The organism is Dyadobacter sp., from assembly GCF_017744695.1.
Taxonomy (GTDB): Bacteria; Bacteroidota; Bacteroidia; order Cytophagales; family Spirosomataceae; genus Dyadobacter.
The window spans coordinates 181105-199035 of record NZ_JAGIAS010000006.1; the positions used below are offsets into that span (position 1 = coordinate 181105).

At 45.7% G+C, this 17931-nt stretch carries 32 protein-coding genes; 31 read left to right on the forward strand and 1 reads right to left on the reverse strand.

The features are described 5' to 3' along the window. Window positions 1-88: 88 nt before the first annotated feature. The 31 genes from rpsJ (at window position 89) to carA (ending at window position 17054) form a co-directional block, all read left to right on the forward strand. A complete protein-coding gene (gene rpsJ / locus J7619_RS21420) occupies window positions 89-394 on the forward strand; it encodes a 30S ribosomal protein S10 (RefSeq protein ID WP_015813787.1) in 306 nt (101 codons plus the stop codon). Between the two features lie 282 nt (window positions 395-676). Next, window positions 677-1297: a 50S ribosomal protein L3 gene (rplC, locus tag J7619_RS21425; RefSeq protein ID WP_015813788.1), complete on the forward strand. Its 621-nt coding sequence runs from the start codon at window positions 677-679 to the stop codon at window positions 1295-1297. A 5-nt stretch (window positions 1298-1302) separates the two neighbouring features. Next, window positions 1303-1932, forward strand: a complete 630-nt coding sequence (rplD, locus tag J7619_RS21430) for a 50S ribosomal protein L4 (protein WP_106594289.1) — start codon at window positions 1303-1305, stop codon at window positions 1930-1932. A 2-nt stretch (window positions 1933-1934) separates the two neighbouring features. Next, a complete protein-coding gene (gene rplW, locus J7619_RS21435) occupies window positions 1935-2222 on the forward strand; it encodes a 50S ribosomal protein L23 (RefSeq protein WP_015813790.1) in 288 nt (95 codons plus the stop codon). A gap of 37 nt (window positions 2223-2259) precedes the next feature. Next, window positions 2260-3087: a 50S ribosomal protein L2 gene (gene rplB / locus J7619_RS21440; RefSeq protein ID WP_090152019.1), complete on the forward strand. Its 828-nt coding sequence runs from the start codon at window positions 2260-2262 to the stop codon at window positions 3085-3087. 7 nt (window positions 3088-3094) lie between these two features. Beyond that, complete coding sequence (gene rpsS, locus J7619_RS21445) at window positions 3095-3373, forward strand: 30S ribosomal protein S19 (RefSeq protein WP_015813792.1); 279 nt, start codon at window positions 3095-3097, stop codon at window positions 3371-3373. 50 nt (window positions 3374-3423) lie between these two features. After that, entirely contained in the window at window positions 3424-3798 is a 375-nt protein-coding gene (gene rplV, locus J7619_RS21450; RefSeq protein ID WP_015813793.1) for a 50S ribosomal protein L22, read from the forward strand. 19 nt (window positions 3799-3817) lie between these two features. Then, window positions 3818-4642 (forward strand): 30S ribosomal protein S3, encoded by an 825-nt coding sequence (gene rpsC, locus J7619_RS21455; protein WP_019941739.1) that lies wholly within the window; start codon window positions 3818-3820, stop codon window positions 4640-4642. 44 nt (window positions 4643-4686) lie between these two features. Beyond that, window positions 4687-5115, forward strand: coding sequence for a 50S ribosomal protein L16 (gene rplP, locus J7619_RS21460; RefSeq protein WP_019941740.1), 429 nt, complete (start codon window positions 4687-4689; stop codon window positions 5113-5115). A gap of 39 nt (window positions 5116-5154) precedes the next feature. Next, a complete protein-coding gene (gene rpmC / locus J7619_RS21465) occupies window positions 5155-5349 on the forward strand; it encodes a 50S ribosomal protein L29 (RefSeq protein ID WP_015813796.1) in 195 nt (64 codons plus the stop codon). A gap of 14 nt (window positions 5350-5363) precedes the next feature. Next, window positions 5364-5627, forward strand: a complete 264-nt coding sequence (rpsQ, locus tag J7619_RS21470) for a 30S ribosomal protein S17 (protein ID WP_015813797.1) — start codon at window positions 5364-5366, stop codon at window positions 5625-5627. A 2-nt stretch (window positions 5628-5629) separates the two neighbouring features. Beyond that, window positions 5630-5998, forward strand: coding sequence for a 50S ribosomal protein L14 (gene rplN / locus J7619_RS21475; protein WP_015813798.1), 369 nt, complete (start codon window positions 5630-5632; stop codon window positions 5996-5998). 42 nt (window positions 5999-6040) lie between these two features. Then, on the forward strand, window positions 6041-6382 hold the full coding sequence (gene rplX, locus J7619_RS21480) for a 50S ribosomal protein L24 (RefSeq protein WP_223401956.1): 342 nt from the start codon (window positions 6041-6043) through the stop codon (window positions 6380-6382). Window positions 6383-6456: 74 nt separating this feature from the next. After that, a complete protein-coding gene (gene rplE, locus J7619_RS21485; protein WP_019941743.1) occupies window positions 6457-7011 on the forward strand; it encodes a 50S ribosomal protein L5 in 555 nt (184 codons plus the stop codon). A 29-nt stretch (window positions 7012-7040) separates the two neighbouring features. Further along, window positions 7041-7310 carry a 30S ribosomal protein S14 gene (gene rpsN, locus J7619_RS21490; RefSeq protein ID WP_015813801.1) on the forward strand — a complete coding sequence of 90 codons (270 nt, stop codon included), beginning with the start codon at window positions 7041-7043 and terminating at the stop codon, window positions 7308-7310. Between the two features lie 77 nt (window positions 7311-7387). Further along, on the forward strand, window positions 7388-7786 hold the full coding sequence (gene rpsH, locus J7619_RS21495) for a 30S ribosomal protein S8 (protein WP_026350532.1): 399 nt from the start codon (window positions 7388-7390) through the stop codon (window positions 7784-7786). A 21-nt stretch (window positions 7787-7807) separates the two neighbouring features. Next, complete coding sequence (rplF, locus tag J7619_RS21500; RefSeq protein WP_015813803.1) at window positions 7808-8365, forward strand: 50S ribosomal protein L6; 558 nt, start codon at window positions 7808-7810, stop codon at window positions 8363-8365. Window positions 8366-8412: 47 nt separating this feature from the next. Further along, complete coding sequence (gene rplR / locus J7619_RS21505) at window positions 8413-8766, forward strand: 50S ribosomal protein L18 (RefSeq protein ID WP_291203486.1); 354 nt, start codon at window positions 8413-8415, stop codon at window positions 8764-8766. A 14-nt stretch (window positions 8767-8780) separates the two neighbouring features. Next, complete coding sequence (rpsE, locus tag J7619_RS21510; protein ID WP_015813805.1) at window positions 8781-9296, forward strand: 30S ribosomal protein S5; 516 nt, start codon at window positions 8781-8783, stop codon at window positions 9294-9296. Between the two features lie 33 nt (window positions 9297-9329). Next, window positions 9330-9509, forward strand: coding sequence for a 50S ribosomal protein L30 (gene rpmD / locus J7619_RS21515; protein WP_015813806.1), 180 nt, complete (start codon window positions 9330-9332; stop codon window positions 9507-9509). A gap of 12 nt (window positions 9510-9521) precedes the next feature. Continuing rightward, window positions 9522-9968, forward strand: a complete 447-nt coding sequence (rplO, locus tag J7619_RS21520; protein WP_291203491.1) for a 50S ribosomal protein L15 — start codon at window positions 9522-9524, stop codon at window positions 9966-9968. A gap of 60 nt (window positions 9969-10028) precedes the next feature. Further along, window positions 10029-11342 carry a preprotein translocase subunit SecY gene (secY, locus tag J7619_RS21525; RefSeq protein ID WP_291203494.1) on the forward strand — a complete coding sequence of 438 codons (1314 nt, stop codon included), beginning with the start codon at window positions 10029-10031 and terminating at the stop codon, window positions 11340-11342. A gap of 1 nt (window position 11343) precedes the next feature. Beyond that, entirely contained in the window at window positions 11344-12141 is a 798-nt protein-coding gene (gene map, locus J7619_RS21530) for a type I methionyl aminopeptidase (protein ID WP_291203497.1), read from the forward strand. Window positions 12142-12153: 12 nt separating this feature from the next. Next, window positions 12154-12372, forward strand: a complete 219-nt coding sequence (gene infA / locus J7619_RS21535) for a translation initiation factor IF-1 (protein WP_015813810.1) — start codon at window positions 12154-12156, stop codon at window positions 12370-12372. Window positions 12373-12411: 39 nt separating this feature from the next. Then, a complete protein-coding gene (gene ykgO, locus J7619_RS21540) occupies window positions 12412-12528 on the forward strand; it encodes a type B 50S ribosomal protein L36 (RefSeq protein WP_015813811.1) in 117 nt (38 codons plus the stop codon). 5 nt (window positions 12529-12533) lie between these two features. Then, entirely contained in the window at window positions 12534-12911 is a 378-nt protein-coding gene (rpsM, locus tag J7619_RS21545; RefSeq protein ID WP_090152054.1) for a 30S ribosomal protein S13, read from the forward strand. Between the two features lie 42 nt (window positions 12912-12953). Beyond that, the gene (rpsK, locus tag J7619_RS21550) at window positions 12954-13349 is read left to right on the forward strand and encodes a 30S ribosomal protein S11 (protein ID WP_015813813.1); all 396 of its coding nucleotides are present in this window, start codon (window positions 12954-12956) and stop codon (window positions 13347-13349) included. 90 nt (window positions 13350-13439) lie between these two features. Further along, on the forward strand, window positions 13440-14045 hold the full coding sequence (gene rpsD / locus J7619_RS21555) for a 30S ribosomal protein S4 (RefSeq protein WP_106594295.1): 606 nt from the start codon (window positions 13440-13442) through the stop codon (window positions 14043-14045). Window positions 14046-14179: 134 nt separating this feature from the next. Continuing rightward, a complete protein-coding gene (locus J7619_RS21560; protein WP_019941751.1) occupies window positions 14180-15169 on the forward strand; it encodes a DNA-directed RNA polymerase subunit alpha in 990 nt (329 codons plus the stop codon). A 72-nt stretch (window positions 15170-15241) separates the two neighbouring features. After that, a complete protein-coding gene (gene rplQ, locus J7619_RS21565; protein WP_291203503.1) occupies window positions 15242-15793 on the forward strand; it encodes a 50S ribosomal protein L17 in 552 nt (183 codons plus the stop codon). Between the two features lie 151 nt (window positions 15794-15944). Then, complete coding sequence (gene carA, locus J7619_RS21570; RefSeq protein WP_291203506.1) at window positions 15945-17054, forward strand: glutamine-hydrolyzing carbamoyl-phosphate synthase small subunit; 1110 nt, start codon at window positions 15945-15947, stop codon at window positions 17052-17054. A gap of 54 nt (window positions 17055-17108) precedes the next feature. Here carA and J7619_RS21575 read toward each other — a convergent pair whose 3' ends face one another. Then, a complete protein-coding gene (locus J7619_RS21575) occupies window positions 17109-17810 on the reverse strand; it encodes a rhodanese-like domain-containing protein (RefSeq protein WP_291203509.1) in 702 nt (233 codons plus the stop codon). Window positions 17811-17931 lie beyond the last annotated feature (121 nt).

A 17931-nucleotide genomic window follows, 5' to 3' on the forward strand; every position in this document is an offset into this window, starting at 1 on the left:
ATATAGCCTGTGAAGTAAATGGTTCTTTTGCAGGTGTAATTGCCGGGGTCACCGGCGAGATTTTCTGAACCGGAAACAAACCAATACAATGAATCAAAAGATCCGTATCAAACTTCGGTCATTCGACCACAACTTGGTTGACAAGTCAGCTGAGAAAATTGTTAAGGCAGTAAAGGCAACAGGCGCGGTAGTAAGCGGTCCTATTCCTTTGCCTACAAAGACAGAGAAATTCACTGTTCTTCGTTCGCCGCACGTTAACAAGAAATCAAGAGAGCAGTTCCAGCTTTGTACTTACAAGCGTTTGGTGGACATCTTCTCTACAAGTGCAAAAACGGTAGACGCCCTGATGAAGCTCGAATTGCCAAGCGGCGTTGACGTAGAGATCAAAGTTTAGCAATACCGGCTTATTCATTTAAGTCATCACATAAATTGGATGAAGGTCCGGGTTCCTCTGGAAACCACATCTGAACTCAGAAAAGCCTGACAGGCACGTAGTTAGATGCGGTATCAGTCAGCTTCTCGAAAAATGAGGTCAGATGTTCGTTCATCTGACCTTTTTTGCTGATTATCAGCGAGAAATATTTTTAGGCTGCTAGGATATAAAAATCGTTTTTTCTACCTTTGCAGTCCGTTTTAAAGATTAAGGGGTTTTACCTGCTAAATTTAAATTTCAAACATGTCTGGTTTAATTGGTAAAAAAATCGGAATGACTAGTTTGTACAATGCTGACGGGCAGGCTCTGGCATGTACTGTGATCCAAGCTGGTCCTTGTGTTGTAACACAAGTTAGGTCCGAAGAAAAGGATGGCTATAAGGCTATCCAGTTAGGTTTTGGTGAGAAGAAAGAAAAGAACACCTCCCAGCCTCTGATTGGCCACTTCAAGAAAGCCAACACGACTCCCAAACAAAAATTGGTTGAGTTCAAGGAATTCGAAGTGGAACATGAACTTGGAACTTCATTGTCCGTACAGGACATCTTTGAAGAAGGCGAGTTTGTTGACGTAGTAGGATCTGCCAAAGGTCGTGGTTTCCAAGGTGTTGTAAAACGTCACGGATTCGGCGGGGTAGGTGGTCAGACGCACGGTCAGCACAACAGGGCCCGTCACCCAGGTTCGATTGGTGCTTGTTCATTCCCATCACGCGTATTCAAAGGTATCCGTATGGGTGGACGCATGGGTAACAATCGTGTAAAGATTCAGAATTTGCGTATTCTGAAAGTGATACCTGAGCAGAACATTCTTGTTGTGAGTGGCTCGGTACCTGGTTCAAAGAATTCATTTCTAATCATTGAGAAGTAGTACCAATGGAACTGTCCGTATTAAATATAAAAGGAGAAGATACCGGCAAGAAGGTAAACGTGTCCGAGGAAGTATTCGGCATCGAGCCTAACACGCACGCTATCTATCTCGATGTAAAGCTTTACCTGGCCAACCAGCGTCAGGGAACGCACAAATCAAAGGAGCGTGCAGAGGTTAGCCTCTCAACACGCAAGCTGAAACGCCAGAAGGGAACCGGCGGTGCTCGTGCGGGTAGCATGAAGTCACCAGTGTTCGTAGGTGGTGGTCGTATTTTCGGTCCACGCCCACGTACTTATGGTTTCAAGCTGAACAAGAAAGTAAAAGCGCTGGCGCGCAAATCTGCGCTTTCAGTGAAAGCTGCTTCTTCCGCTATCTCTGTTTTGGAAGCCTTCACTTTCGATGCTCCTAAAACAAAGTCTTACTTGAATGTTTTGAATTCCCTTTCTCTGGTGAACACCAAAACATTATTGATCCTTCCTGAGATCGATAACAATGTATACCTGTCAAGCCGTAACATTCCAAAAGCGAAAGTTACTACTGTTGACTCGGTAAATACATATGACCTGATGAATGCAGACCGTCTTCTGATTAGTGAATCTGCTATTTCTATTTTGGAAACCCAATTGAACAAATAACAATGAGTGTACTGAAACGTCCGATTATAACCGAAAAGGTAACGGCTCAGGGTGGTCAAGGTAAATACGCTTTCGAAGTCTCCCTTACTGCAAACAAGGTAGAGATCAAGAAAGCTGTTGAGAAACTGTTCGGGGTTACCGTAGAAAGCGTTCACACCATGCGTAGCATTGGTAAAAGCAAATCCCGCACATCGGGAGGTAAGTTTGTCACTGGAAAAACGTCAACGATCAAAAAGGCGATCATCACAGTAGCCGAAGGCGAAGCCATCGATATCTACGGTGAAGCCTAGTTGAACGATTTCAAATCATTAGACGAGTTAATAGCAAATGGCAGTTAAAAAATTAAAACCTACAAGTGCTGGTCAGCGTTTCCGCTCGGCTCCTACATTCGAGGAGATCACCGCGTCGAAACCTGAGAAGAGTCTTCTGGAACCCATCAAGAGAACAGGTGGTCGTAACAGCCAGGGACATCGTACCATGCGATATATTGGTGGCGGTCACAAGAAAAAATACCGCGTTATCGACTTCAAAAGAAATCGTTTTGATGCTCCCGCTACTGTCCTTACGATCGAATACGATCCAAACCGTTCAGCGCGTATCGCCCTGATCCAGTTTGAGGACCAAGAAAAACGTTACATCATCGCTCCGAACGGCCTGAAAGTTGGACAAGTTATCGTGTCAGGCAATTCAGTAGCTCCTGAGGTTGGAAATGCCCTACCATTGGGATCTATGCCTGTCGGTACGATTGTACACAACATTGAATTGACTCCCGGTAAAGGTGGTCAGTTTGCAAGAAGCGCCGGTGCTTACGCGCAGCTGGTAGCGAGAGAAGGTGGTAAATATGCCGTATTGAAAATGCCTTCTGGCGAAATGCGTATGGTATTGGCTACTTGTATCGCAACAGTTGGAGTTGTTTCAAACGCCAGCCACATGAACGTTTCGCTTGGAAAAGCGGGCCGCAGAAGATGGTTGGGACGTCGTCCACGCGTACGTGGTGTTGCTATGAACCCTGTTGATCACCCGATGGGTGGTGGTGAAGGCCGTTCGTCAGGAGGTCAGCCTCGTTCTAGAAATGGTCAGTTCGCGAAAGGTCTCAAGACACGTAACCGCAACAAGCATTCTGAGAAATTGATTATCAGCCGTCGTAAAAAATAAGTAGAACATGGCACGCTCATTAAAAAAAGGACCATATATCGACTTTCGTCTCGAAGCCAAAGTTGAAACGATGAACAACTCGTCGCGTAAATCTGTCATCAAGACCTGGTCGCGGCGCTCAATGATTTCGCCTGATTTTATCGGGCACACATTTGCAGTTCACAACGGAAACAAGTTTATCCCGGTTTACGTGACTGAAAACATGGTAGGACACAAACTGGGCGAGTTCTCTCCAACCCGTAACTTCCGTGGCCACACCGCAAAAAAAGATAAAGGAAGAAAATAATTTGTCGACGTAGCTGGTCCTAACGGACGAGCCGATATCTGAAAAGAAACATGGAAGCAAGAGCTATATTAAAAGACGTGCCTACCTCTCCTCGCAAGATGAGATTGGTGGCCGACATGATTCGCGGACAGAAGGTCAGCAAAGCGTTGGCACTTTTGAAATTCCAACCGAGAGCTTCATCGCCGGTTTTGCACAAAGTTCTTCTTTCTGCCGTTGCCAACTGGCAGCAACAGAATGAGGGATCGAAACTGGAAGACGCTGACCTGATCGTTAAAACCGTTTTCATCGACGGTGGACGTATGTTGAAGCGTTTGCGCCCTGCACCCCAGGGACGGGCACACAGAATCCGTAAGCGTTCCAACCACATCACAATCGTGGTAGACGACGCATCGGTGTCAGTAAATGAAGCATCAATCGAATCATAAGTAAAACGATCTATTTCGAATGGGACAAAAGGTTAATCCGATAGGTCTAAGACTAGGAATTGTTAGAGGATGGGAATCTAGCTGGTACGGAGGAAAAGACTTCTCTGACAAACTGGTTGAAGACGAGAAAATCCGTAACTACATCAAAGCACGTATCCCGAAAGGATCGATTTCAAAAGTAGTTATCGAACGTACATTGAAGCGCATCACATTGACGATCCACACTGCCCGTCCGGGTATCGTGATCGGAAAAGGTGGTAGCGAAGTTGATAAAATCAAAGAAGAGCTTAAAAAGATTACAGGAAAAGATGTTCAGATCAACATCTACGAAATCAAACGTCCTGAAATCGATGCGAAACTGGTAGGCGAGGCAATCGCTCAGCAATTGCAGGCTCGTATCTCTTACCGTCGTGCAATGAAGCAATCGATCGCTTCTGCAATGCGTGTAGGAACACAAGGAATCAAAATTCGTTTGGCAGGTCGTCTGGGTGGTGCTGAAATGGCCCGTACAGAAGAATACAAAGAAGGGCGTATTCCTTTGCATACATTGAGAGCGGACATCGATTACGCTATCTCCGAAGCACAAACTATCTACGGTAAGATCGGTATTAAAGTATGGATCTTCAAAGGTGAATTGTACGGAAAGCGTGACTTGACTCCAAGCGCAGCTACTGCGGCATCCGACAGAGCTGAAAGAAGCGCACAAGGCGGCGAGCGTGGCAACGATCGCGGCGGACGTGGCGACAGAAGAGGCGGTCGTGACAGAAACGACGGCGCTCCACGTGGCGAAGGAGGAGGCGGTGATGCAGATCGTCGCAAACGCAACAAGAACAAGAAGAAGTAATCAGATACTTTCCGGTATCAAACCGGTTCAAATAGATTAGAATCATGTTACAGCCGAAAAGGACAAAATTTCGCAAACAACAAAAGAACAAAGGTTCGCACAACGGTCTCGCGACCCGCGGACATGAGATCGCTTTTGGATCGTTTGCAATAAAGGCACTGGAACCAGGTTGGTTGACTGCTCGTCAGATCGAAGCAGCTCGTATCTCGGTAACACGTGCGATGAAACGCGAAGGTCAGGTTTGGATCCGTGTATTCCCTGACAAACCGATTACCAAGAAACCTGCAGAGGTTCGTATGGGTAAAGGTAAAGGTGCACCTGAGTATTGGGTAGCTCCTGTTAAGCCTGGAACTATCATTTTCGAAGCGACTGGTGTAGCGCTGGATACTGCAAACGAAGCATTGCGTTTGGCTGCACAAAAGTTGCCAATTAAGACAAGGTTCGTCGTACGCCGGGATTATCAGGAATCATAGTAGTCCGAACGTATTTAGAACCGCTAATTATCAAAAGCAATGACTAGTAAAGAAATAAAGAATCTGTCGCAGGATCAGCTTAAAGAGCAGATCGCCCAAGAGAGAGAGCGCTTACTCCGGTTGAAATTTGCGCATGCTATTTCTCCAATTGAGAACCCTCTGCGTATTCGCGCCTCACGTAAGGAAATTGCAAGACTCTTAACCGAGCTGTCGGCTAAATCTAACCAACAGTAAACAGTTTAGAAATTATGGAGGCAACAGTAAGAAATTTACGTAAAGAGAGAATTGGCAAAGTGGTGAGCAACAAAATGGACAAGTCCTGTGTGATCACCGTAGTGCGTAAAGTGAAGCACGAGAAGTATGGTAAGTTTATGACTAAAACTACCAAACTGATGGTTCACGACGAAACAAACCAGGTTGGTATCGGCGATACTATCCGTGTAATGGAAACTCGTCCGCTTAGCAAAAACAAGCGTTGGAGATTAGTAGAAATCCTTGAAAGAGCGAAGTAATCATGGTACAACAAGAATCAAGACTGTCAGTAGCCGATAACAGTGGCGCGAAAGAAGTACTCGTAATCCGGGTATTGGGCGGAACTGGAAAGCGTTACGCTTCGGTGGGCGATAAGATCGTCGTGACAGTGAAATCCGCTCTGTCTTCGAGCAACATGAAAAAAGGAACGGTTTCCAAAGCCGTGGTTGTACGTACTAAAAAAGAGGTACGTCGCAAAGATGGAACTTACATCCGGTTTGAAGATAATGCGGCAGTTTTATTGAACAACAATGACGAACCACGTGGTTCACGTATTTTCGGACCAGTTGCCCGCGAGTTGCGCGAGAAGCAGTTCATGAAAATCGTATCACTGGCACCAGAAGTGTTGTAAGAAACATCAGTATTTCTTTAAACTGTTAAGAAGAATACCTCAATGGAAAGTACAAATAAAAAAGCACCGGCAAAATTGCACGTTCGCAAAGGTGATACCGTGAAAGTGATTTCAGGTAACGCAAAAGGCGAAACAGGCGTAATCACCAAGGTGCTTGTAGAAAAACAGAGAGCTACTGTGGAAGGTGTGAACATGATCACCAAGCACGTTAAGCCAAACGCGCAGAACCCACAAGGAAGCATCGAAAAACGCGAAGGCGCAATTCACATCAGTAACCTGATGGTAGTGGATCCTAAGACAGGTGAAGCTTCAAGAACCGGCCGTAAAGCGAACGACAAAGGAAAACTCCAACGCTATTCGAAAAAATCCGGAAACTTATTGTAATCCGGATTTGCCGAAAGCAGTTGATTTTTATAACCAAGCGCGTGGGTCGGCAATCCACATAATCACTTTCAAACATGGCGACGCCTAGATTAAAAGAGAAATACGTTAGCGAAATCGTTTCGCAATTGAAGGGGAAATTCCAGTACAAATCAAGCATGCAGGTTCCCCGCTTGACAAAGATTGTTATCAACAAAGGTATCGGAGCTGCTGTGGCAGATAAGAAACTTGTTGACACCGGTGTGGAAGAGTTGAGCCTGATCACAGGACAGAAAGCGATAGCTACTATCTCCAAAAAGGCTGTTTCTAACTTCAAGTTGCGTGAAAACATGCCTATCGGAGCGAAAGTAACGCTTCGTGGTGACAAGATGTACGAATTCCTTGACCGCCTTACTACCATTGCAATGCCACGTGTACGTGACTTCAAAGGTATCAGCGACAAAGGGTTCGATGGACGTGGAAATTATACGTTCGGTGTGAAGGAGCAAATTATTTTCCCTGAAATCAGCATCGAAAAAGTGGCGAAAATCACTGGTATGGATATCACATTCGTGACCTCTACCAACTCTGACGAAGAGAGCTACGAATTGCTGAAAGCATTGGGAATGCCTTTCACCAACGCGAATAAATAAGAAAATACTACTAAGATTATTTACCGACAATGGCAAAAGAATCAGTAAAAGCACGGGAGAGAAAAAGACAAGCGCTAGTAGAGCGCTACGCTGAAAAACGTAGCAAGTTGAAAGCTGCCGGTGACTGGGTTGGTCTTGACAAGTTACCACGTAACTCTTCTCCTGTACGCCTGCACAACCGGTGCAAAATCACCGGAAGACCTCGCGGTTATATGCGTAAATTCGGAATTTCCCGGGTACTCTTCCGCGATATGGCGTCAGATGGAAAAATTCCAGGAGTTACAAAATCAAGTTGGTAAGAATACTTTCAATTCTGATTTCAATTACTTAACTTTGCACTCCCGTTCAAAAGGGGGTGTTTAAACTTGGCATAAACATGTTAACGGATCCCATAGCAGACTATCTGACGAGACTCAGAAACGCTATCAAAGCGAAGCACCGGGTTGTTGAGATACCTGCATCCAACATAAAAAAAGAGATTACAAAGGTACTTTTTGACAAGGGGTACATTCAAAGCTATAAATTCGACGAGGTTGGTCCTCAGGGAGTTATCAAGATAGCTTTGAAATACAATCCTGTGACAAAGCAATCTGCAATTGTGAAATTGGAGAGGGTTAGTAAGCCTGGACTACGTAAATATTCAGGTTCATCAACACTGCCACGTGTATTGGGCGGCTTAGGAACAGTGATCATCTCTACATCGAAAGGTGTAATGACAGATAAAGAAGCTAAGACACTGAATGTGGGTGGTGAAGTGTTATGTTTCGTGTATTAATATTTAAAAGTTATTCAGGAAATGTCACGAATAGGAAATAAAGTTATCACGTTGCCTGCGGGAGTATCCGTATCGGTTGCAGACGATAACGTAGTATCTGTAAAAGGCCCTAAAGGCACACTTACCCAGGCTGTTGACAGCGACATCACTGTTGAGGTTGAAGGTAGCGAGCTGAAAGTGAAGCGCCCTACAGAGCAGAAGCGTCACAAAGCATTGCACGGCCTTTACCGTTCCCTGTTGAACAACATGGTAATTGGTGTGGGCGAAGGTTACAAGCGCGAGCTTGAAATTATCGGGGTAGGTTACAAAGCGAGCTCGGCGAACAATGTTCTCGAACTTCAATTGGGTTACTCGCACAACATTTTCATGGCGATCCCTGAGGAGATCAAAGTGGTTACGACTTCGGAAAAAGGTCAGAACCCTAAGGTTATCCTGGAAGGTATCGACAAAGAACTGATTGGTGCAGTAGCAGCGAAAATCAAATCCCTTCGCAAAGTTGAGCCTTACAAAGGAAAAGGTATCCGTTTTGTTGGTGAAGTGGTCCGTCGTAAGGCAGGTAAGTCTGCTTCTAAGAAATAGTGCGTAGCCACCGATCAATGTTATAAACAAGTAAGATAAGATTAAAGATGGCTAACGTAAAAGCAGATAGAAGACAACGCCTGAAACTTCACATCCGTAAGCGGGTGAAGGGAAGCGCGGAGCGCCCAAGACTTTCGGTCTTCCGTTCCAACACAAGCATATACGCTCAGATTATCGATGATATCAAAGGGGTTACCCTTGCGAGTGCATCATCGGTAGAACTGGGAGGCAGAAAAGAAAACGCAAACGTTGAAGTTGCTGCCCAGGTAGGTAAAAAGATCGCTGAGAAAGCGCAGGAAGCAGGTATCCAGGCAGTGGTTTTCGACCGTAACGGATATTTGTACCACGGTAAGGTAAAAGCATTGGCCGACGGAGCTCGTGAGGGTGGCCTGAAATTCTAAGTATAACAAAGACTATGTCTACAAATACAAGACCTTCAAAGGTTAACGAATCAGACCTGAAAGAGCGCGTTGTAGCGATCAACCGGGTAGCAAAAGTAGTAAAAGGTGGTCGTCGTTTCTCCTTCTCTGCCATCGTGGTAGTTGGAGACGGAAACGGAGTTGTAGGTTACGGATTGGGCAAAGCCAATGAAGTAACTGACGCGATCGCCAAAGGAATTGACGATGCTAAGAAAAACCTGATCCAAATTCCTATGCTTAAACATACCGTTCCTCACGAAATGGAAGGTAAGTTCAGCGGCGGTTTCGTTCTGATCAAGCCGGCTGCTCCTGGTACAGGGGTACTGGCAGGTGGCCCGATGCGTGCAGTGCTGGAAAGTGCAGGTATTAAAGACGTACTTGCGAAATCCAAAGGTTCATCGAACCCGCACAACGTAATCAAGGCTACAATTGACGCTCTTTTGAAAATGAGAGCTCCGCATCAGGTTGCTTTCCAACGCAGCGTTAAATTGGAAAAAGTATTCAACGGATAATCCTTCGGGGTTATCCTCAATCTGAGAGTAATCATGTCAAAAGTACGTATTACACAAGTTAAGAGCACAATTGACCGCCCTGAGAAGCAAAAGCTGACGATCAAAGCGTTGGGTCTTGGTAAACTGAACCGGTCTGTTGAGAAAGAAAACAGCGATGCCATCGCGGGAATGATCCGCAAGGTAAGCCACTTGGTTAAAGTTGAAGAAATTTAATATACGAATAGTATGAATTTAAGTTCATTAAAACCGGCTGCTGGTTCCGTTAAGGTAGGAAAGCGGGTTGGACGTGGTCAGGGTTCCGGTAAAGGAGGCACTGCTGCACGTGGACACAAAGGAGCGCAGTCGCGTTCAGGTTACAGCCGCAAGCTGGGCTTCGAAGGTGGTCAGATGCCTCTTCAAAGACGTTTGCCGAAATTCGGTTTCAACAACATCAACCGCGTTGAGTACAAGGCGTTGAACCTGGATGCAATCCAGGCATTGGTTGAAAAAACCGGAGCCTCGGTGGTAACTTTGGATCTGATTCGTGAAAATGGTCTCAGCGCAAAGAATGACCTGGTTAAGATCCTTAGCCGTGGTGAAATTACTTCTGCGGTTGAAGTTCAGGCTCATGGGTTTTCTGCATCGGCTATCGAGGCAATCGAGAAGGCGGGAGGTAAAGCAGTTAAATTGTAATTTAGCTGCGATACCCGACAGAATTTGTTTACTTTGAACAGAGCGTTGTAAGCCCAGAAGATGAAACGATTTTTAGAGACTATAAAACACATATTTGCGATTGAGGAGTTGAGAACACGTATTCTCAACACTCTTTTGTTTATAACGATCTTCCGGTTGGGGTCTTACGTTGCGTTGCCAGGTGTTGAACCTGATCAAATGAATGTATCCTCTCAGGGATTGTTGGGGTTGCTGGATACTTTCTTAGGTGGCGCTTTTAGCAAAGCGTCCATTTTTGCGTTGGGTATCATGCCTTACATCTCCGCTTCCATTGCAATCCAGCTTTTGACTATGGCGTTGCCATATTTCCAGAAGATGCAGAAGGAGGGAGAATCAGGTCGTAAAAAGCTGAACCAAATTACCCGGGTTCTGACTATCGTTGTTACACTTGTTCAAGGTACTGCTTATTTGAATACCACTGTACCTGACGAGGCTCTTCTGGTTTCCAGAAGTATGTTCACCGTTTCGTCGGTATTCGTACTGACAGCGGGTACAATGTTCTGTATGTGGCTCGGTGAAAGGATCACAGACAAGGGTATCGGTAATGGTATTTCGATGCTGATCATGATCGGTATCGTTTCGCGTTTCCCAGGTGCGATCTACAAAGAGTTCGTATCAAGAGGTAGCGGCCAGGTCCTTGTTTTTGTATTGGAAATCGTTGCCCTGTATTTTGTAATTATGGGGGCGGTAATGTTGACCCAGGCTGTTCGTCGTATTCCTATCCAATATGCTAAGCAGGTTGTAGGAAATCGCGTAATGGGTGGCCAGCGCCAATATCTTCCATTGAAATTGAATGCAGCAGGTGTAATGCCTATCATTTTCGCTCAGGCTTTGATGTTCATTCCTTCACTGGGTGCATCATATTTCGCTGAGAAAAGTGATTTCGCCAGCAATGTAGCTACGATCTTCGCTAACTATACAACCTGGCAGTACAACCTCCTGTTCGCAGTATTGATTATTGTTTTTACGTTCTTCTATACCGCGATTTCGGTAAACCCTCAGCAGATTGCTGATGATATGAAGCGTGGAGGCGGGTTTATCCCGGGTGTTAAACCAGGTCAGCAGACATCTGAGTACATCAGCTCTGTCCTTGACCGTATCACTTTCCCTGGTGCATTGATGCTGGCGGTCGTTGCTACCTTGCCTGCATTCGCAAGTCTTCTGGGAATCTCAACGGACTTTGCTCACTTCTTCGGAGGAACTTCATTGTTGATCATGGTAGGTGTGGTTCTGGATACCTTGCAACAGGTGGAAAGCTACTTGCTAATGCGTCGCTACGAAGGTTTGATGAAGTCGGGACGTGTAAAAGGGCGCACCGAGAGCGTAGCAATCTGAAATGATTTATCTTAAAACAGAAGAGGAAATCAACCTGATAAAGGTTAGTGCTCAGATCCTCGGCAAAGCACATGCGGAAGTAGCTACCTGGGTAAAACCGGGCGTTACAACCGGAAAGTTGGATGCGGTAGCCGAGGAATATATCAGAGACAACGGTGGGATCCCGTCATTCAAGGGGTTCAACAAATTTCCGGCTTCTCTTTGTATATCGGTCAATGAAGTAGTAGTCCACGGGATTCCCGGGGGCTACGTGCTAAAAGAAGGTGACATCGTTTCGATCGATTGCGGTGTTAAACTGAACGGATACCACAGCGATAGTGCCTACACTTATCCGGTTGGAGAAGTTTCCAAGGAGGTGATGAACCTTCTGACCGCAACCAAGAAGTCCTTGTACAAAGGAATCGAGCAAGCGGTGGATGGCCTTCGGATTGGTGATATCGGCCACGCGGTTCAAAGTTATGTAGAAGACCGTGGCTATACAGTGGTGAGGGAGTTGGTAGGACATGGAGTTGGCAGGGATCTGCATGAAGCTCCGGAAGTACCAAACTACGGTAAGCGAGGCAAAGGAATACGGTTGAGAGAAGGTATGGTTTTGGCTATCGAGCCGATGATCAACCTGGGAGCGAAAGCAGTTGTGCAGGAGCGCGACGGCTGGACAATCCGGACCAACGACAGAAAGTACTCCGCGCATTTCGAACATACCGTGGTAGTGAGAAAGGGAAAGGCAGAAATTCTGACAACATTCGATTACATTGAAAAAGTGACGGCCAACACCAGCCTTATGGTTGAAGTACAGTAACAAACGCTACGAATGGCAAAACAAGCATCAATCGAACAAGACGGAGTAATTCTCGAAGCATTGTCAAACGCAATGTTTCGTGTTGTATTAGAGAATAAGCATGAAGTGATAGCGCATATCTCAGGTAAAATGAGAATGCACTATATCAAAATATTGCCGGGTGACAGAGTAAAGCTGGAAATGTCTCCTTACGACCTATCGAAAGCCCGGATTACATATCGGTACAAGTAAGGGGATCGATTACCTTAAATTAACACTTAGTTTAATCAGATGAAAGTCAAAGCATCAGTAAAGAAACGCAGCGAGGACTGCAAGGTTATCCGCCGGAAGGGTAAAGTGTACGTTATTAACAAGAAGAACCCACGGTATAAACAAAGACAAGGATAATAATTATGGCACGTATTGCAGGAGTAGACATTCCAGATCGCAAAAGAGGCGAAATCTCATTGACTTATATTTTCGGGATCGGCCGTAGCTCGGCTAAGAAAATCCTCGAAAAGGCAGGTGTTGATTTGAACAAAAAAGTGATCGACTGGACCGACGAAGAGTCTGGTGCGATCCGTGGGGTTATTGCTGGGGAATTTAAAGTTGAAGGCGCTCTTAAGTCTGAAGTTCAGTTGAGCATTAAGCGTCTTATGGATATCGCTTGTTATCGTGGTCTCCGTCACCGTAAAGGATTGCCTTTGCGTGGTCAGAGAACGAAAAACAACTCACGTACTCGTAAGGGTAAACGCAAAACTATCGCGAACAAGAAAAAGGCTACTAAATAATAAAGTGAGCGGTGGAGCGATCCACAACTTATTCCAAGAGCAATGGCACAGAATAAAAGAAAAGATAAAGCAAAAAAGAGAGTGGTTGTTGTGGAGCCTGTTGGTCAGGTTCACATCAAAGCTTCTTTCAATAATATCATCATCTCAATTACCAACAGCAACGGACAAGTTATCTCTTGGGGTTCTGCCGGTAAGATGGGATTCCGTGGTTCTAAGAAGAACACTCCATACGCAGCACAAACTGCTGCACAGAGCGCTGCACAAGTTGCGTTCGACCTCGGAATGCGTAAAGCTGAGGTTTTCGTAAAAGGACCAGGATCAGGCCGTGAGTCGGCTATCCGTACGATCCAGAATGCAGGTATCGAAGTGACCACTATCCGTGACATCACTCCGCTTCCGCACAACGGATGCCGTCCTCCAAAACGTCGTAGAGTATAGTAATTAGTTAGTACCGCGAGGTACCCATTCGTAATTTGGACACTGGGGTTACAGAATGGTTTTTATCAATTTAGTAAACAAATAGTTTTAATGGCACGTTATACAGGTCCCAAAACCAAAGTCGCAAGACGTTACGGAGAGCCCATCATGGGCCCAAGCAAAGCGCTTGCGAAGAAAAATTACCCTCCCGGAATGCACGGAAAGGGTCGTCGGTCAAAGAAGTCGGAGTACGCTCTGCAATTGGCTGAGAAACAAAAAGTGAAATTCATCTACGGTATCCTCGAAAGACAATTCCGTAGCTTGTTTGAAAAAGCTTCTGTTAAAGCAGGTCTTACAGGTGAGAACCTTTTGAGATATTGTGAAGCTCGTTTGGATAATACAGTTTACCGTTTGGGTATTGCTCCTACTCGTCGCGCTGCTCGTCAGCTCGTTTCGCACAAGCACATCCTTGTTGACGGTGAGATCGTAAACATTCCTTCTTATTCATTGCGTCCAGGACAGGTTGTTACCGTTCGCGAGAAATCAAAATCTCTTGAAGCAGTAACTGATAGCCTTGCAGGACATAGCGCAAAAGGTTTCAACTGGTTGGAATGGGACGCTCAGCAACTGTCTGGCAAGTTCGTTACATTCCCCGACCGTGAGTCAATTCCGGAAAACATCAACGAACAGCTGATCGTTGAGTTGTATTCTAAATAATAATCTTCATATTACATGCACTCCCCGGATATCCGGGGTAGTGCTTTTTTTGCTGGCAACAGCACAATTTTGCGATCGCAAAGGTAAGGTAGCGTGATCAACTATCATTTACTACTATAAAAGGAGCAAGGACTATGTCAATATTAGCTTTCCAAATGCCTGATAAGGTCGTCATGGAGAAAGCAGACGACTTTCACGGGTTGTTTGAGTTTAAGCCTTTAGAGAAAGGATACGGCGTAACCATTGGTAATGCGTTGCGTAGGATTCTCCTTTCGTCTTTGGAAGGTTACGCCATCACGAGTGTGAAGTTCCCAGGCGTGCTTCACGAATTTTCTTCTATCGAAGGTATAGTTGAGGATGTTACGGAAATCATCCTGAACCTGAAAATGGTTCGTTTTAAAAAAGTTTCTGACCTGAGTGAGAGCAGGATCGTTGTAAACCTCAAAAATGTATCGGTAATCACTGCCGGCGACATTGGCAAGTTTACAAGCGCATTTGAGGTCCTCAATCCGGATCTGGTCATTTGCCATATAGATGATCAAAAGGAGTTCGAAATGGAACTTCTCTTGGATAAAGGTAGAGGTTACGTACCGGCAGACGAGCCACGGGCCAATGAGCTTCCGTTCGGCTACATCGCGGTAGACTCCATTTATACGCCTATCAAAAATGTGAAATACAGCGTTGAAAACACGCGTGTTGAACAGCGTACCGACTACGAACGTCTTTTGATCGACATTCAGACCGATGGTTCAATCCACCCGGAAGATGCATTGAAAGGCGCTGCCAATATTCTGATCCAACACTTCATGCTGTTCTCTGATCAAACTATGACGTTTGAGAAGCAGAAAGCTGAGGAAGACAATCAGGTTGATGAGGAAATGCTGCGTATGAGAAAACTGTTGAAGACTTCATTGTCTGAACTGGATCTTTCAGTACGCGCTTACAACTGTTTGAAATCTGCGGATGTGAAAACTTTGGGTGACCTGGTAAGACTCGAAATTTCTGATATGATGAAATTCCGGAACTTCGGTAAGAAATCACTCACTGAGTTGGAGCAACTTGTAGCAGACAAACAGCTCACATTTGGAATGGACGTGTCGAAGTACCGTCTGGACGAGGATTAATTAAATTCCATCATAAGTATGTATTCTGTAGCGCGCTAACCGCGCCGCTCGAAGCAACTAAACAACAAAACAATGAGACACGGTAAAAAGGACAATCACTTAGGAAGAACCGCATCACACCGCAAGGCGATGCTTTCAAACATGGCTTCCTCTTTGATCCTTCACAAAAGAATTGAAACAACCCTGGCTAAGGCAAAAGAACTTCGCAAGTTCGTTGAGCCTTTGCTGACTCGTGCGAAAGAAGATACTACCCATAACAGAAGGGTAGCATTCTCTTACCTGAACGACAAAGAATCTACGAAAGAACTTTTCGGTGTCGTTTCGGACAAAATCGCGTCTCGTCCGGGTGGTTACACTCGTATCATCAAACTGGGTAACCGTTTGGGTGACGCGGCTGAAACTGCATTGATCGAGCTGGTTGATTTCAACGATGCACTGTTGCTTGCCAATGCCGACAAACCTGCTAAGACTCGTCGTAGCAGAAGAGGTGGCAAGAAAGAAGGAGCTGTTGAAGCTGCTCCTGTTAAGAAGGAAGATCATCCGATCGTAGCGGAAATTGAGGCTCCTGCCGAAGAAGAAGCTCCGAAAACAGAAGAAACACCAGGCGAAACTGAAAAAGAATAGTTTGGAAATCGGATATTGAAATATAGGAAAAGGGTTGAACGGTTCTCGTTTAACCCTTTTTTTTGAGTGAAAAATTGTATTTTTGCACCAAAATTGATCCGGTAGTCTCAAAAACATATAAAATAGCCGGGAAATAGATTTAAACCATAATATGAATCAGAAAAAGGAAGCTCTGTTGTTGCTAGAAGACGGAACAGCATACAAAGGACTCGCTTTGGGTAAAAGTGGAACCACCGGTGGCGAAATTTGCTTTAATACGGGCATGACCGGCTACCAGGAGATTTACACGGACCCTTCCTATTACGGTCAGATCATCGTGAATACCAACTCGCATATCGGTAACTACGGCGTGCAGCTGGAAGACGAGGAGGAATCTGGCTCGGTTAAGATCCGCGGGATGGTTTGTAACACATTCTCACAGATCTACTCGCGCGACACTGCTGATTTCTCTCTGCAAGAGTATTTCGAAAGAGCAAACATCGTTGGTATCAGCAATGTGGACACACGTCACCTCGTGCGCCACGTACGCGAGAAGGGTGTAATGAACGCGATTATCTCTTCCGAGATCCTTGACGAAGTGGAGCTGATGAAGGAATTGAAGAAAATCCCTTCGATGGACGGATTGGAGCTTTCTTCGGAAGTAACAACTGAGGAGCCCTACTTCATGGGCGACGGGGCTACCGCGAAATTCCGCGTGGCCGTCATGGATTATGGTATCAAGAAAAGCATTTTGCTGAACATGACTTCAAGAGGTTGCTACTGCAAGGTTTTCCCCGCGGAAACGCCTTATGAAGAGGTAATGAAATGGAATCCCGACGGCTTCTTCATCTCGAACGGCCCCGGCGATCCGTCTGCAATGCCATATGCGGTGGAAAACGTTGGACAAATGGTGGAAACTGCCAAGCCGCTTTTCGGAATTTGCCTTGGCCACCAGTTGCTGGCGCTTTCTAGTGGTATTACTACCTATAAAATGCACCACGGCCACCGCGGTTTGAACCACCCGGTGAAAAACCTGATCACCGGCCTTTGCGAGATTACTTCACAAAACCATGGTTTCGCGGTGAAGCCGGATGAAATCGAAAGCCACCCGGATATCGAGGTTACGCACATTAACCTGAACGATAAGACGATCGAAGGTATCCGCAGAAAGGATTACCCGGCATTCTCGGTGCAGTACCACCCGGAAGCTTCGCCAGGCCCGCACGACTCACGTTACTTGTTCGATGAATTCATCAAATTGCTCGAAGCAAGCAAAGCATAAAGCAAAAAAATCCCTCCACGATATGCGGAGGGATTTTTTGTGGAGTTGCGCCGTTTATAGCTGGGCATCCAGCAAAGCGCGGAATTCCTTTTCTTCCATAAAGCCATTCTTGCGGGCAATGAGCTTCCCGTTTTTGTATAACAGAAATGCGGGAATTTCTTCAACGCCAAGTTCTTTCACCAGTGTCTTGTTGGGATCGTAAGCGATGGTTTCGATCCGGGCCTTCCCAGCATATTCCTTTTGCAATTTCGTCACGGTTGGAAGCATTTTCACGCAAGGCGGGCACCATTTGGCATGAATATCGACCAGAACGACTTTTTCGGAGTTTATGATTTTGTTAAATTCCGTGGAACTCATGCCCTTTACGCCGGCTTTATTGGCGCCCTCGACGGCCTTGCCCGAAGTATTCCACTTCAGGTAACCGCCTTTCATATCATATACCTCCTTGAAGCCGTGCTCATGCAATGCAGCAGCGGCTGCGGCGCTCCTTCCGCCGGAAAGGCAGTACACATATACAGGCTTGTTCTTGTCCAGTTTCGCGATTTTCGTGTTGAAATCGGGGCTTTTGTAATCGACATTCGCTGCTTTTGCCAAATGGCCTTCGCCGTACTCGTCGGGTGTGCGCACGTCCAGGAGCTGTGCGTCGCCGGATTTGGCAAGCTGTTTTTCAAATTCGTCCGTAGTAAGCTGTTTCTGAGCTTGTAATGCAAGGGGGAGGCTAAGTAATGCGGTGGTCAGAATGTGGGTTAATCTCATAGTAAATGCTGTGGTTGACTAGCCTGTAAATTTAGCCTAAAATGAATTCGAGTTTATGGATAACGATTTTTTTGCGTTATTTTGTACCGTTAACCATATTCCAAATTTAATTAAACCACAA

Excerpts from the sequence above, each read along its gene's own strand:
- rpsM (WP_090152054.1), top strand. The coding sequence starts at position 12,534 with ATGGCACGTATTGCAGGAGTAGACATTCCAGATCGCAAAAGAGGCGAA.
- carA (WP_291203506.1), top strand. The coding sequence starts at position 15,945 with ATGAATCAGAAAAAGGAAGCTCTGTTGTTGCTAGAAGACGGAACAGCA.
- rplN (WP_015813798.1), top strand. The coding sequence starts at position 5,630 with ATGGTACAACAAGAATCAAGACTGTCAGTAGCCGATAACAGTGGCGCG.
- rpmD (WP_015813806.1), top strand. The coding sequence starts at position 9,330 with ATGTCAAAAGTACGTATTACACAAGTTAAGAGCACAATTGACCGCCCT.
- rplV (WP_015813793.1), top strand. The coding sequence starts at position 3,424 with ATGGAAGCAAGAGCTATATTAAAAGACGTGCCTACCTCTCCTCGCAAG.
- rpsK (WP_015813813.1), top strand. The coding sequence starts at position 12,954 with ATGGCACAGAATAAAAGAAAAGATAAAGCAAAAAAGAGAGTGGTTGTT.
- rplR (WP_291203486.1), top strand. The coding sequence starts at position 8,413 with ATGGCTAACGTAAAAGCAGATAGAAGACAACGCCTGAAACTTCACATC.
- infA (WP_015813810.1), top strand. The coding sequence starts at position 12,154 with ATGGCAAAACAAGCATCAATCGAACAAGACGGAGTAATTCTCGAAGCA.
- rplP (WP_019941740.1), top strand. The coding sequence starts at position 4,687 with ATGTTACAGCCGAAAAGGACAAAATTTCGCAAACAACAAAAGAACAAA.
- rplO (WP_291203491.1), top strand. The coding sequence starts at position 9,522 with ATGAATTTAAGTTCATTAAAACCGGCTGCTGGTTCCGTTAAGGTAGGA.
- rplC (WP_015813788.1), top strand. The coding sequence starts at position 677 with ATGTCTGGTTTAATTGGTAAAAAAATCGGAATGACTAGTTTGTACAAT.
- rpsH (WP_026350532.1), top strand. The coding sequence starts at position 7,388 with ATGTTAACGGATCCCATAGCAGACTATCTGACGAGACTCAGAAACGCT.
- rplF (WP_015813803.1), top strand. The coding sequence starts at position 7,808 with ATGTCACGAATAGGAAATAAAGTTATCACGTTGCCTGCGGGAGTATCC.
- rplX (WP_223401956.1), top strand. The coding sequence starts at position 6,041 with ATGGAAAGTACAAATAAAAAAGCACCGGCAAAATTGCACGTTCGCAAA.
- rpsS (WP_015813792.1), top strand. The coding sequence starts at position 3,095 with ATGGCACGCTCATTAAAAAAAGGACCATATATCGACTTTCGTCTCGAA.
- rpsJ (WP_015813787.1), top strand. The coding sequence starts at position 89 with ATGAATCAAAAGATCCGTATCAAACTTCGGTCATTCGACCACAACTTG.
- rpsD (WP_106594295.1), top strand. The coding sequence starts at position 13,440 with ATGGCACGTTATACAGGTCCCAAAACCAAAGTCGCAAGACGTTACGGA.
- J7619_RS21560 (WP_019941751.1), top strand. The coding sequence starts at position 14,180 with ATGTCAATATTAGCTTTCCAAATGCCTGATAAGGTCGTCATGGAGAAA.
- rplW (WP_015813790.1), top strand. The coding sequence starts at position 1,935 with ATGAGTGTACTGAAACGTCCGATTATAACCGAAAAGGTAACGGCTCAG.
- rpsQ (WP_015813797.1), top strand. The coding sequence starts at position 5,364 with ATGGAGGCAACAGTAAGAAATTTACGTAAAGAGAGAATTGGCAAAGTG.
- rpsE (WP_015813805.1), top strand. The coding sequence starts at position 8,781 with ATGTCTACAAATACAAGACCTTCAAAGGTTAACGAATCAGACCTGAAA.
- rplE (WP_019941743.1), top strand. The coding sequence starts at position 6,457 with ATGGCGACGCCTAGATTAAAAGAGAAATACGTTAGCGAAATCGTTTCG.
- rpsC (WP_019941739.1), top strand. The coding sequence starts at position 3,818 with ATGGGACAAAAGGTTAATCCGATAGGTCTAAGACTAGGAATTGTTAGA.
- rplQ (WP_291203503.1), top strand. The coding sequence starts at position 15,242 with ATGAGACACGGTAAAAAGGACAATCACTTAGGAAGAACCGCATCACAC.
- map (WP_291203497.1), top strand. The coding sequence starts at position 11,344 with ATGATTTATCTTAAAACAGAAGAGGAAATCAACCTGATAAAGGTTAGT.
- rplB (WP_090152019.1), top strand. The coding sequence starts at position 2,260 with ATGGCAGTTAAAAAATTAAAACCTACAAGTGCTGGTCAGCGTTTCCGC.
- rpsN (WP_015813801.1), top strand. The coding sequence starts at position 7,041 with ATGGCAAAAGAATCAGTAAAAGCACGGGAGAGAAAAAGACAAGCGCTA.
- rplD (WP_106594289.1), top strand. The coding sequence starts at position 1,303 with ATGGAACTGTCCGTATTAAATATAAAAGGAGAAGATACCGGCAAGAAG.
- secY (WP_291203494.1), top strand. The coding sequence starts at position 10,029 with ATGAAACGATTTTTAGAGACTATAAAACACATATTTGCGATTGAGGAG.
- J7619_RS21575 (WP_291203509.1), bottom strand. The coding sequence starts at position 17,810 with ATGAGATTAACCCACATTCTGACCACCGCATTACTTAGCCTCCCCCTT.
- ykgO (WP_015813811.1), top strand. The coding sequence starts at position 12,412 with ATGAAAGTCAAAGCATCAGTAAAGAAACGCAGCGAGGACTGCAAGGTT.
- rpmC (WP_015813796.1), top strand. The coding sequence starts at position 5,155 with ATGACTAGTAAAGAAATAAAGAATCTGTCGCAGGATCAGCTTAAAGAG.